The sequence below is a fragment of the Nocardiopsis sp. NPDC006832 genome (genome assembly GCF_040635885.1).
GTDB lineage: Bacteria > Actinomycetota > Actinomycetes > Streptosporangiales > Streptosporangiaceae > Nocardiopsis.
Map to the genome: position 1 here is coordinate 1 of NZ_JBEYLC010000100.1, position 13,312 is coordinate 13,312.

The 13,312-nt window shown below is 62.5% G+C and carries 4 protein-coding genes; 3 read left to right on the forward strand and 1 reads right to left on the reverse strand.

The features are described 5' to 3' along the window. Nucleotides 1-159 precede the first annotated feature (159 nt). The 3 genes from ABZ717_RS27370 (at nucleotide 160) to ABZ717_RS27380 (ending at nucleotide 12,146) form a co-directional block, all read left to right on the forward strand. The gene (locus tag ABZ717_RS27370; protein WP_358515745.1) at nucleotides 160-1,008 is read left to right on the forward strand and encodes an IS5 family transposase; all 849 of its coding nucleotides are present in this window, start codon (nucleotides 160-162) and stop codon (nucleotides 1,006-1,008) included. A 522-nt stretch (nucleotides 1,009-1,530) separates the two neighbouring features. Beyond that, nucleotides 1,531-4,977, forward strand: coding sequence for a LamG-like jellyroll fold domain-containing protein (locus ABZ717_RS27375; protein WP_358515748.1), 3,447 nt, complete (start codon nucleotides 1,531-1,533; stop codon nucleotides 4,975-4,977). Between the two features lie 164 nt (nucleotides 4,978-5,141). Continuing rightward, the gene (locus ABZ717_RS27380) at nucleotides 5,142-12,146 is read left to right on the forward strand and encodes an RHS repeat-associated core domain-containing protein (RefSeq protein WP_358515750.1); all 7,005 of its coding nucleotides are present in this window, start codon (nucleotides 5,142-5,144) and stop codon (nucleotides 12,144-12,146) included. Nucleotides 12,147-12,311: 165 nt separating this feature from the next. On the opposite strand, the gene ABZ717_RS27385 is transcribed toward ABZ717_RS27380, so the two are convergent. Continuing rightward, the gene (locus tag ABZ717_RS27385; protein WP_358515753.1) at nucleotides 12,312-12,932 is read right to left on the reverse strand and encodes a hypothetical protein; all 621 of its coding nucleotides are present in this window, start codon (nucleotides 12,930-12,932) and stop codon (nucleotides 12,312-12,314) included. Nucleotides 12,933-13,312 lie beyond the last annotated feature (380 nt).

The window sequence follows — 13,312 nt, forward strand, 5'->3', positions numbered from 1 at the left end:
GCGCTGCATCACACCACGATGAGCCCGTCCAAGATCGGGATGATCGTGCAAGCCGCGTTGGCGCTGACCAATATCGAGAAGCAAACTCGCTGAGAGCGTGTTTGAGAAGGGGTAACGGTCCGGGCACTTCGCTCACGCTGCTGTCGTCAGGTCGCGAGCATGGCCGTCATGACGCGACGCCCGACCTACCCCTCTGATCTGACTGATGAGCAGTGGACCCTGATCGAGCCCCTGCTCCCACCGGCCAACACCGGTGGCCGGCCCGAGAAGCACCCCCGCCGCGACGTGGTGGACGCCATCCTCTACGTGGTGCGTACCGGCTGCTCCTGGCGGCACCTGCCCGTGGACTTCCCGCCCTGGCAGACCGTCTACTGGTACTTCTCCCGCTGGGAAGAAGCCAAGGTCACCGAGCAGGTCATGGCCGTGCTGCGCCGTCGGTTGCGCACCGCTCAAGGGCGTGGGGGCGAGCCCTCGGCGGGGATCATCGATTCCCAGAGCGTCAAGGGCGCCGACACCGTCGGCCAGGGTAGCCGTGGCTATGACGCGGGCAAGAAGGTCAACGGCCGCAAGAGGTTCATCGTCACCGACACCCTGGGGCTGTTGCTGGTGGTGTGCGTGATGGCCGCATCCGTTCAGGACCGGGACGGGGCCAGGACCACCCTGTTGAGTCTGTACCTGTGCACGCCGGTGCGGTTCGTGTTCGCTGACGCGGGGTTCGCGGGAAGGCTGGTGGCCTGGGCCGAGAGGTTCGTGGCCACGACGTTGCACATCGTGCGCAAGGCTCCCGGCCAGGTGGGGTTCGCGGTGATTCCGCGGCGGTGGGTGGTGGAGCGCTCGCTGGCGTGGTTGACCGCTCACCGGCGTTTGGCCAGGGACTACGAGCGTGACCCCGAGGTGTCTGAGGCGATGGTGCGCTGGGCCGCGATCGGCCAGATGGCCCGCCGTCTCGCACGTGGACAAGATTCCGTCCGTCAGCGTGCCTGGACGGGCCAGGACCTCATTCCCTGACCCTTCTCAAACACGCTCTGAGATCACCTCAGTGTAGAATAATGTTTCTTATTGCTCATCATGTGCGTATTGCGTATTTCAGAGTTCAAAGGGGGAAGGCTGGCGTGGAGTCCAAATTGCGTACGCGCTGAGAAAGGTATTCGCGTGTCTTTTTGGGGCTGGGGATCTTCATGCTCTATGACTGCATGCGTCGCATCCCCAGGGGAGGCGCCCACAGGTGGCGTCACCCAAGGTTGCCTGCGTGCCAGGTTCACGCGCATAGAGGTATGTGATGTAGGACACTATGGCCTAATGTGGCCATCTTCTATGTCTGCTGATCAGAGCGGGTTTCTTTGCTGCCCCCACGTGGTGGGGGCAGCAAGTTCGCCTCCAACAGCTTGCGCTGACGAGTTGGAACCCCGTACTTTCTGGCTTGCTCTGAGTCATTCATAACTGAGTCTCCGGTATCGGAGTTCCTTCCTTAGGACGGCATCCCCCATGCGTCGCCCCTTGGCCCGTGCGACGGTGGCTTCCATCGCCACCATGCTTGTCGTTTCCCTGATGTCGACGTTGCCCGCGAGGGCGGAGCCCGACGCTTCAGAGGGTTCGGATCCGCAGGAACAGCAGGAGTTCGACGCCCTAGCGTTGGCTGAGCAGTCCGGTGAGCGGGTGGAGATTCCAGGGCTGACGGATGAGAAGACTCAGCATTTCGCCAATCCAGACGGGTCGCTGACCGCTGAGGTCTCCGCAGTGCCGGTTCGGGTGCGCTCCTCCCAAGGATGGATGGATGTGGACACCGACCTGGTCCGGGGCGCGGATGGGCTGATCCGCCCCAAGGCGGCGGGGATGGACATCGCTTTCTCTGGTGGCGGGGACAGCGTCATGGCCCACGTCGGAATTGGCTCCAACAGTGTTTCCTTGGGCTGGATCGAGGGCCTCCCTGAACCAACGCTCGAAGGAGAGCAAGCCACTTACTCCGACGTGCTGCCGGATGTGGACCTGGTTCTGACCGCTGGGGTGGAGGGCTTCTCCCAGGTCCTGGTCGTACACACTCCTGAAGCCGCGCAACTTCCTGAACTCGCCGAGTTGGAACTACCGCTGTCCACCGTCGGTGTGACCATGACGGTGGATGAGTACGGCAATCTGGACGCGGTCGGAGAAGCGGGCGGACAGAGCGTGTTCTCTGCCCAGGCGCCAGCAATGTGGGACTCGAGCACCGAGCCGGAGCCGGTGGCGGAAGAGGACCCCACGCTGGGGCCATTGATGACTTCTCGCGTGGAGGCGGTGGAGACCACTCTGGGGATCGACCACATCCGGTTGGTTCCCGACCAGGGCATGTTGGTGGATGAGGCCACCGAGTTTCCGATCTACATCGATCCGTCGGTGAGCGCTAGCCGCCCGAATCGGGCCTACGTCGATCGCACCTACCCGAACCAGGCCTACTTCAACACCTCGAGTAGCAAGCCAGTGGGCGTAGGACGCTACTCCGGTCCTGAAGGCACTTACACCCGTCGAGCGTTCTTCCAGTTCACAGTGATGGCTCGCACCATGCACCCCAACACCATCATCAACTCGGCCACCCTGCGAGCCGAAGTCGATTGGGCTTACGGCTGTAACAGCAACTCCTACATCCAGTTGCAGCGGGTGAGCACGTTCAACCGCAACACCACCTGGAACAAACAGCCCTCCACCCAAGGTGGAGTGCTGGACACACAGAACGTGCGCGGTGGATGGGCAACCTGTCCCTCATCCAGCGGAGTGGAGTTCGACGCCACCTCCGCCTACAAGTGGGGGGTCGACAACAAGGCCTCCCACATCTATCTACGCTTGAAAGAGCGTGATGAGTCCGGCACGGCCGCTTGGCGTCGCATCGAACTCAAGAAGAAGCCGCCGGTACTGGTCGTCAACTACAACCATCCGCCGGCGAAACCGGTGACCTCCACCATCTCCGACTCGCTCGGCGGGGTGTGCAGCACCGACCAGGACAAGCCACGGCTGATCAACGACACCACCGTCACCTTCAACGCCCAACTCCGCGACAGGGACTCCTACTGGGTGGGCCAACAGGTCAAGTCCCGGTTCGAGTGGAAGAGCGTGGCAGATGACACCGCCCTGGGTACGGCGGACTCCGCCTACGTGACCGTGGGCAAGTGGTCGGGGGGTTCCTATCGTCCGGTGACCGCCCGTGACCTCCCCGAAAAGGAACCGATCGCCTACCGCGTGCGCGGCCACGACAAGTCCAACTGGGGACCGTGGTCCTCATGGTGCTACCTGGAGATCGACACCACCAAACCCGACTCCGGACCCGAGGTGACCTCCACCGACTACCCGGCCGGCGACGAGGTCCACGGCTCGGCGGGCCGTTCGGGTGAGTTCACCTTCGCCAACAACGGGGTCGACCAGGCCACCTCCTACCACTACAGCCTCAACGACGCCTCCTGCTCCACCGAGATCGAACTCGACGAACCGGGCGCAAGCGTGACGCTACCGATCACCCCACGCCGGGACGGCCCCAACCTGATTCACGCCCGTATCAGCGACGCCTACGGCAACTCCTCCGAATGCGGCCTGGTCTATCGATTCACTGTGGCCCCACCCGCGGAGCCGATCTCCCACTTCGCCTTGGACGAGGGCCAGGGAGACAGCGCCACCGACGCGATGGACACCGAACGGATCGCGACCGCCTCGGGCAACTTGGATTGGACCCGAGGCCGTGTGGGCCATCGAGACGGAGACACCTACCGGCTGGAGAACACGGGGCTGGACACCGCAAGTGGCGAACGGCTGAGTACTCAGGGCCCGGTGGTGGTCACCGACGAGGCGTTCTCGGTGGCCGCGTGGGTGCGGTTGGACGAAGACCCGAGCCGGGCCTACACCGCGGTGGCCCAGGATGGCGAGCGGCACAGCGGTTTCTACCTCGGCTACCAGCACACCCAGGGCGGCCGGTGGATCTTCAAACAGGCCCCCTACGACGGGGACGACACGTCAATCTCCGAACGAGTGCTCTCCACCGAACAGGCACAAACCGGAGTGTGGACCCACCTGGTGGGAACCTATGACCCCGAAAGCAGAGAGCTCGCTTTGTACGTGGACGGTGTCAAACAGGGCACCCATGTTCAGCAGAGCGCGTGGAACGCGGAGGGCCCCTTCGTGATCGGAGGGGCACTGTACCGGGGGACACACCACGACTTCTGGCCCGGCGGCATCGACGACGTACGAGTGTGGGACCGGGTCCTCTTCGATGAACCGTTCATCGAGGACGACGAAGCCCGATCTGAAGTGTGGGAGTTGGCCAATCGGCCCGCCGCGCTCGAAGGTCGCTGGAAGTTGGACGAGACCGAAGGGACGCTCGCGGCGGACTCCTCCGACCACGGATTGGACGCGACTTTGCACGCCGACCCGCTGACCGCGTGGAACCAGGCGCTCAACGAGGTCACGTTCGCTCCGGGTGTGAGCCTGAACGTCGCCGAACAAGAACACCTGGCCGCCGCAGGACCGGCTGTTCGCACGGACCGGAGTTACAGTGTCGCGGCCTGGGTCAGGCTCGATGAAGTCGGCCACAACTCCACCGCGGTGGCTCAGAACGGTGATGACCACAGCGCGTTCTACCTGAGCTACCAGCACACCTATGAGCACGACAAGTGGGTCATGAAGCTGCCGCCCGAAGATCGCACTGGCACGAGCGGGTGGCATCGTTCCTTGTCCGATCGCACCGCGGAGTTCGGACGCTGGACCCACCTGGCGGCCACCTACGACCACACCCTGGGCCAGGCCACGCTCTACGTCGACGGTGTGGCCCAGGACCCGGTGGAGATCCCCGAAGCTTGGCACGCGAACGGTCCGCTACTCATCGGCGGCGCACGGTTCGAGCAGCAGTTCTTCGATCCCTGGTCCGGCGACATCAATGACGTCCACCTGTACCAAGGCGTGCTCTCCCAAGCCGACATCAACAACGTCTATGAGGGTCTGATCCCCACAGGCTCTTCCTGACCTGGTTCCTCTCCCCACACCCTTTTCCCAGTTCACAGAACCCGGCGGCAACGACGACCGCCGGGACGGAGGCCCCTGTGTCCGAACGCCCTTCCCCCACCCAGGACGAAGCCGAAGAGGCCGAACCTCGTGGTGCTCGAATTCGACGCATGTTGAGTCGTGGCATGACCAACACCCTGATCTTGGCGGTGACGGCCACCTTGCTGGCGGCACCTTCCTCCCAGGCCACCCCTCAGAACTCGGCTCCGGAGGTCGAGGATGAGCCTTGGGTCGAGGGTGATGAGGTCGTAGCCCAAGCCGTCGAAGGGGATAGCGCGGCACGGGAAGCGTCCGTCACCACTTTGGAAGCAGCGGAGTGGCCCGAACCGGAGATCGTCGACCTCACGGTCGAGGCCGACGGGTCCGAAGACGTTGACGCCTTCTCCCTGATGGAGGAGGACGGGAAGGCTGTGGTGGGCATCGGTACGGTGCCCGACGAGCTGCTGAATACCTGGGAGATGCCACTCCCGGAGGAGGAGGTTTCGCAAGAGTCGTCCGGTCGTGAAGAGCGGAGGGCGCCCCGAGAGCCGGAGGATGAGTCCAGGACGGAAGACCCTACCGAAGACCTCGAAGCCGAAGACGAGCAGAACGAAGACCCCGCTGCTGAAGAGCCCGACTTGCCCGAAGAGAACGGCGGGGACGAAGCAGCCGAAGACGAGAGTACCGTCGCCGACCCTGTCGAAGACCAAACCCCACAGGCTGTTGAGTCGGCGCAGGTGGCACTCCTGAGCAAGGACGAGGCCACCCAAGCAGGAGTGGACGGCCTTCTGCTGGAGGTGACCCGCACCGATGGCATCGAAGCCCCCGGTCCGGTCGAGGTCGTACTCGACTACTCCGAGTTCGCCTCCGCCTTCGGCGGCGACTACGGCTCTCGCCTTCGTCTCCTGGCCCTGGCCGACTGTGACGGTGACCAGGGGGAAGAGTGCACCCAGGCCTACGACCTGGGATCCACCAACGACCCGGCGACCAAGACCCTGAGCGTCATCAGCCCGGCCACCACCTCTGGGGTCATGCTCATGGCTGCTGCGGGCGGGGACGGCGGTAACGGTGACTACCAGGCCAGCGACCTGTCGCCCTCGGCCTCATGGGACGTGAGCCTGCAAACCGGTGACTTCTCCTGGACCTACCCAGTGGAGGTCCCGGACGTGGCCGGTGACCAAGCTCCTGACATCGCCCTGTCCTACTCCTCCGGGTCCGTCGATGGACGCACCGCCTCCACCAACAACCAGGCCTCATGGATTGGTGAAGGGTTCGACTACCACCCCGGGTTCATCGAACGCACCTACATCCCCTGTAGAGAAGACGGCCAGAAAGACCCGAACAAGACGGGAGACATGTGCTGGAAACGGCACAACGCCACCCTGTCCTTGAACGGTATGTCCAGTGAACTGCTGCTCGACTCCGACGGCACCTGGAGGATGCGCAGTGACGACGGTTCCAAGATCGAACGCCTGACCGGCGCCACCAACGGAGATAACGACGGCGAGTACTGGAAGGTCACCACCACCGACGGCACCCAGTACTTCTTCGGCCGCAACCGCCTTCCCGGTTGGTCCTCGGGAAAACCGGAGACCAACTCGGCCTGGAACATGCCCGTCTTCGGCAACGACTCAGGCGAACCCTGCCACAAGTCCTCCTTCGCCGATTCCTGGTGCCAACAGGCCTGGCGCTGGAACCTGGACTACGTCGTCGACGTACAGGGCAACGTCATGACCCTGCACTACACCAAGGAGAAGAACCACTACGGCCGCAACAGGAAGGCCGACGACGGCACCTCCTATGACCGGGGCGGCTACCTACGTCGCATCGAATACGGACTGGACAAGGACGACGTATTCGCCACCGCCCCGGCCCGCGTGAACTTCACCGTCGCCGAACGCTGCTTGACCACCGACTCCTTCGACTGCGCACCTGAAAAACGGGAAAAGACCAACGCCAAGCACTGGCCCGACGTTCCCCTGGACCAGGACTGCAAGGCCGACGCCAAGTGCACCGACAAGCTCTCCCCGACCTTTTTCAGCACCAAACGCTTGGAACGCGTCACCACCCAGATCCACGACGGCTCCTCCTACTCCACCGTCGACTCCTGGAAGTTCGCGCACCGCTTTCCCGCACCGGGAGACGGCACCGACCCCACTCTGTGGCTGGACTCCGTCACCCACACCGGCCATGTGGGCGGCACCCTGGCCAACCCAGCGCTGACCTTCGCAGGCACACCCATGCCCAACCGTGTCGACTCCACCAGCGACGGCGTCGCACCCCTCAACAAGTGGCGTATCACCGCCGTCTACACCGAGACCGGCGGCCAACTCGACATCTCCTACTCCGACCCCGACTGCACCGCCAGCTCCACTCCCACCCCGCACACCAACACCAAACGGTGCTATCCGGTGAAATGGGTGCCCAGCGGTCGTGGTGACGACGACATCACCGACTGGTTCCACAAGTACGTGGTCACCCAGGTCCTAGAGGTCGACCTGGTCACCGACCAACCCGACGTCGTCACCACCTACGACTACCGGGGCGGCGCTGCCTGGCGGTACATGGACGCCGACGGGTTCACCAAGGACGATAAACGCACCTGGTCCCAGTGGCGTGGCTATGAGGTCGTGCGGGTCAACTCCGGTCTCGCCGACGGTACCCGCTCAGAAGAGGAACACCGGTTCTTCCGGGGAATGCACGGCGATCACCAACCGAGCGGCACACGCAGTGTGAAGGTCACCGACACTCAAGGCGGCGAGCACACCGACCACGACCGCTACAACGGGCAAACCCTGGAAACACTGACCAGGAACGGGCCCGAGGGCGAGGTGGTGGAGAAGGAGATCACCCTGCCCTGGAGCCGTAAAACCGGTTCACGTACCTACTCCTGGGGCACGTTGGAATCCCACCAAGTCGATGTGGCCTCGGTACGCGGCTACACCCCTCTCGCCGAGGGCGGGTGGCGTCAAGACCGCACCGACACCACCTACGACGACCACGGTATGCCCACCGAGGTCTTCGACCACGGAGACGTCTCCAAGAGCGGAGACGAGGTGTGCGCACGCACCACGTACGTGCGCAATGCCGGCCTTCACCTGCTGGAGTTGTCCTCCAGGGAAGAAGTGGTGTCCGTGGGATGCGACACCACCCCCAGCCGACCTGACGACGTGATCGCCGACGCCCGTACCCATTACGACGGAAAGGCCTTCGGCCAGACCCCGACCCAAGGGGTACAGACCTCATCGGAACGCCTGGTCGGCTACGACGGAACCACCCCCCGCTACCAGGTCACCGACATCTCCACCTTCGACCGGTACGGCCGTCAGCTCACCCAGACCGACGCCGAAGGAAACACCACCACCACCGAATACGTCGACCACACCGGCGGTGGTAACGCCACCACGATCACCACGACCAACCCGGCCGGACACGTCAGCTCCATCGAAATCGACCCGGCACGCTCGCTCACCGTCGCGGAGATCGACGCCAACAACAAACGCACCGACCTGGCCTACGACCCACTAGGTCGTCTGACCGAGATCTGGCTCGCGGACCGGCCCAAGGGTGACGCCACCCCGAGCATGAAGTTCGCCTACCACCTGTCCAAGGACGCCCCCACCTACATCGCCAGCAGCGCGCTCAACCCCCACGGCGACTACATCACCAGCTACCAGATCCACGATGGCTGGCTTCGCGTACGCCAGACCCAAGGCCCCGCCTCGGGCGGCGGGCGCCTGATCAGCGACACCCTGCACGACTCCCGCGGCCTGCAGACCCAGACCCGTTCCGCCTACCCGAACGAGGACGCCCCCAGCGGAAACCTCTTCGTCGTCAACAACACCGATGAGATTCCCCGTTACACCAACACCGTCTACGACGGAGCCGAACGCCCCCTGCACCAGGTCCAGATGTCTCGGGGCCAAGAGCAGTACCGCACCAGTACCGAATACGCCGGCGAACAGACTCGGATGACCCCGCCTGAAGGCGGTACCGGCACCACCACCATCACCGACCCGCGTGGCAACACCATCGAACTGCGCCACCACCACGGGCGCGAGCCGGCCGGTGACTACGACGCCATCCACTACACCTACACCCATGGTGACGAACTGGAGACCGTCACCGACACCGACGGCAACGAATGGCGCTACACCTACGACATCAACGGCCGCCGAACCTCCACCTCGGACCCCGATACCGGTACCACCACCTACACCTACGACGCCTTGGACCGGGTGACCTCCAGCACCGACGCCCGCGACCAGACCCTGGCCCACGTCTATGACGACCTGGGCCGCAAGACCGCCCTGCACGAGGGCTCCACCGATGGCCCCCTGCGCGCCGAATGGGTCTACGACACCCGGGCCAAGGGCCAACTGACCTCCACCACACGCCATGACGGTGGACTCGCCTACAGCAACCAGGTTCTGTCCTACGACGATCTCTACCGGGCCGTGGCCACGACCGTCACAGTCCCGCAGGAAGAACTCGGTCTGGGCGGAACCTACCGGTTCATCACTCGTTACAACCCCGACGGCAGCATCCGTAGCCACATGTCCCCTGCGGCCGGTGGGCTCGGTCAAGAGAACATCAGCTACACCTACGACGACCTCGGCAAGGTCACCGCCATCGCCGGTGAAGGCTCCTACGTGACCGCCGCCGAGTACTCCAAAGTCGGCAACCTCATCATGCGGACCCTGGCCCGAACCTCGAGCAGCAACGACCGCTACTGGCAGGCCTGGGACTACGACGCGGCCACCAACCGACTCAACGAAACCTGGATCACCCCCCGTTTCGGCGCAGGCTCCCTGCAACACCTGCACTTCGCCTACGACGACGCCGGTAACATCCTGTCCCTGCGCGATGAACCCAGCGATAGCGAACGCCCCGCTGACGTGCAGTGCTTCGCCTACGACCACATGCGTCAGCTCACCGAGGCCTGGACCCCCGACGCCACCGGAGCCGAGGCCTGCCAGGCCGCACCCCAGGTGGGGGAACTGGGCGGACCGGCTCCCTACTGGCACTCCTACACCTACGACGCCGTCGGCAACCGGGTCACCGAAACCCAACACGGCGGAATCGGGGGAGCTACCGAACGCACCTACACCCACCCCGACGCGGGCCAGGACCAGCCGCACACCCTGACCCAGGTGCACGAGACCGGACCCGCGGGCGAGCGACTGGAGCACTACGACTACGACGAGGCCGGAAACATGGTCTCTCGTACGACCCCCGCCCACGAACAAGGTCTGGAGTGGGACGCCGAAGGTCTGCTGGTGCGGGTCGATGACGCGGCCAGTGGAGAGACCACCTACACCTACGACGCCGATGGTGGCCGACTGATCCGCCGGGACGCCACCACATCCACCCTCAACCTGCCAGGGATGGAGGTCCAGTACGAGCGCTCCTCACTGGTCACCCGAGCCCTGCGTTTCTACCAACACGAGGACGAGACCATCGCTGTCCGCGACGCCGATGGCAACGTCACCTGGGTTTTCGCCGACCACCACGGCACCGGACAACTGGCCGTGACGGCCGTTGGGGGAGAGGTCACCCAACGCCGCTTCACAGCGTTCGGCGCCGATCGCAGCATCGGGTCGGGAGCCTGGCCCAGCGAACATGGATTCGTCGGCGGAACCATCGATGCCTCCACCGGTCTGACCCAGATCGGAGCCCGTGCCTATGACGCGGCGTTGGGCAGGTTCATCTCACCCGACCCGGTCATGGACGTGTCCGACCCCCAACAGATGCACGGGTACGCCTACGCCAACAGCAACCCGGTCAGCTTCACCGACCCCGACGGATTGTTCCTGCGCAAGACCTGGAACCGAATCCGACGTACCGTCAGCCGGGTGCGCAACCGGGCACGTGCCTCGGTGCGACGGGTGTGGAACTCCTCCCGGGTACGCAATATCCGTTCCACGGTGCGCCGGAACGTGGTCCACCGGGCTCGGCGTCACGCCAACTTTGTACAGCGAACCGTACGCAGGGTTCCTCAACGGCCGCGCAACTTCGTCGCCGGTGTGGGTAGCGCGCTGACATGGAGCCCGATGCGTGCGTTGGGTGATTACGCGGTGCGTAAAACCGGGGTGGGGAGGACCTGGGACCAGCACATGGCGAATGTGGGGGTCAACTCCAACTCCAGATCCTTCCAGGCCGGTGAAACGACGGTGGACATCGCCGTGGAGGTGGCCACCGGCCCCATCCCCGCAGGTAGTGCGATGCGTGCTCTGCGTAACGGCGACAAGATCAAGGATCTCATCAAGAACCTCCGCCGTGGCCGAGGTAGTGGCTGTAACAGCTTCGTCCCGGGGACCTTGGTGTTGATGGCCGATGGCACCAGCAAACCCATCGAGAAGATTCGAGCCGGCGAGCAGGTGCTGGCCACCGATCCTGAGACGGGCGAAGAGGGCCCGCGCGAGGTTCTGGCCACGATCATTGGCTCCGGGGCCAAGACCCTGGTCGAGATCACGGTGGACACCACCACCCAGATCGAGGCGAGCGCGCTTGAACAGGGGAAATTTGATGAGGTAAGCGGTCTGCCAGGCCCGACGGTGCTCGGCGATGTCATCATCGCCACCGACGAACACCCCTTTTGGTCCCCGGAATTGGAGACTTGGGTCGACGCGATTGACCTGGTTCCGGGTATGTGGCTGCTTTCTTCTGAGGGCACCCTGGTGCAGGTCAGTGGTATCCAGGCATGGGCGCAAGCGGCCACGGTCCACAACCTGACCGTCCAGGGCATCCACACCTACTATGTCACCGTAGGTTCCCTGGACATTCTGAGTCATAACCAAAACTGTGAAATTTCACTTGGAGAGCTTCCTAAGGACAGGGATCGAAGAACTGCTGGAATTCTAGACGTAGGAAATGATCAACTTCCTATGGTGAGTGGCCCTGGAGGTCAAGCTGAAGATCTCCCAGGAATGCCTGGTGTTAGGAGGGCTAATGCCAGCCATGTTGAAACACACGCTGCTGCCTTCCTTCGGATGAATCCGGGTCTTCAAAGAGCAGTGCTGTACATCGATTATCCGACCGGAACTTGTCCTACTTGCAGAAACTCGCTTCCAAGCATGCTTCCTAGTGGGTTCCAGCTTCTTGTGAGATCACCGAAGGGGCAAGAAAGATTCTGGGGAAATTCGGATTAGGGGTACAGATTTTCTCTTTTGCTATTCAGAAACGATCAACCTTGGGGGTTGGTGGTTTGGCGGCCATCAACCCCCAAGATTGTATATGTAACATGCTATTAAGTTCGAGTGGTGATCATATTTACTGATTGAAAAGTGGACTTATTTCTTTGAATTAATTCTCCTTTATGGCTTCGAGAGGAGGTCTCTGATTGTGGAATCGAGCTTGGCAGCGAGAGTTACCTCGTAGGTACCAGGAATGCGCCCTGGGTCGACTAGCGCGAGCCAGCTGCGTCCGATTATTGTCCTTGACTGGGGGTGGGGCCAGTCAAGGTTAAGTGCCTCGAGTTGCAAGTTTTCCAAAGGAAAAAACAAATTCCATGGGTCACTGGTTTCAATGAATTCTTGAGCAGGGGATCCGTAGATTGCTTCGTTGATGGTAGATATCCGAAGAAAAGTAGATATATCTACTGATGTTTTCTCCCAAGAATCATCCCTGGAAAGCTCATAGACAAGTTGGTTCTGACTGGTGGGGTCAAACGCCCACATCGAATTTCCTTGGTTTTCGCACCAGAAAGGAATCTTCCCCTTCTCTGGCTTGAGCTCATTTAGTGGGATTGCGTAATTTTGGTGTGTTATGCCAGAATCCCAAGCTTGGGATAGTTCGTGCCAGTGGACCAGGGGTTCGGGGGTGTCGTTGTTCTGGATTTTCGGTGCTGGTTTTTTTGGAGGGCCATACCATTCGTTTAGGAAGGTCTCTATCTGGATAGATTTATTGGATTTAAGCCAGGATTGAATAATATTCATGACTGTGCTTCTCTTTTTTCTTGCTTGCGTTATGTCTTGGGCTTCTTGAGTATATCCGAGACTTATGTATGCTGAGGGTTTTAACCTGAAGGAAGCGCATCGTCCGCTGGGGCAGCACCAACACGGTTCGCTGTCGGCGGGTGATGATTATCCTAGCCTCTTCCAGCGGTAACACCGTTCCAGCAGGGTCGGACCGTGGCGCCTTACCGTGATCGCTCACGGCAGGTTTCCACGGCCCGCCCTCCGAACCCGCCGTGCGCCTTTCAGTGCAACGGGCTCTCCATGGAGGTGATCTCAGTGACTGGGAATCTGCAGGAACCCGACAATCAAGACGAGGGGTGCATTCATGGGTGAACTTTCGTTCCCCTGACACAGGCGTG

Bases quoted from the DNA above. Each gene is read 5' to 3' on its own strand.
- ABZ717_RS27370 (WP_358515745.1), top strand. From the start codon at position 160: ATGGCCGTCATGACGCGACGCCCGACCTACCCCTCTGATCTGACTGAT.
- ABZ717_RS27380 (WP_358515750.1), top strand. From the start codon at position 5,142: ATGACCAACACCCTGATCTTGGCGGTGACGGCCACCTTGCTGGCGGCA.
- ABZ717_RS27375 (WP_358515748.1), top strand. From the start codon at position 1,531: ATGCTTGTCGTTTCCCTGATGTCGACGTTGCCCGCGAGGGCGGAGCCC.
- ABZ717_RS27385 (WP_358515753.1), bottom strand. From the start codon at position 12,932: ATGAATATTATTCAATCCTGGCTTAAATCCAATAAATCTATCCAGATA.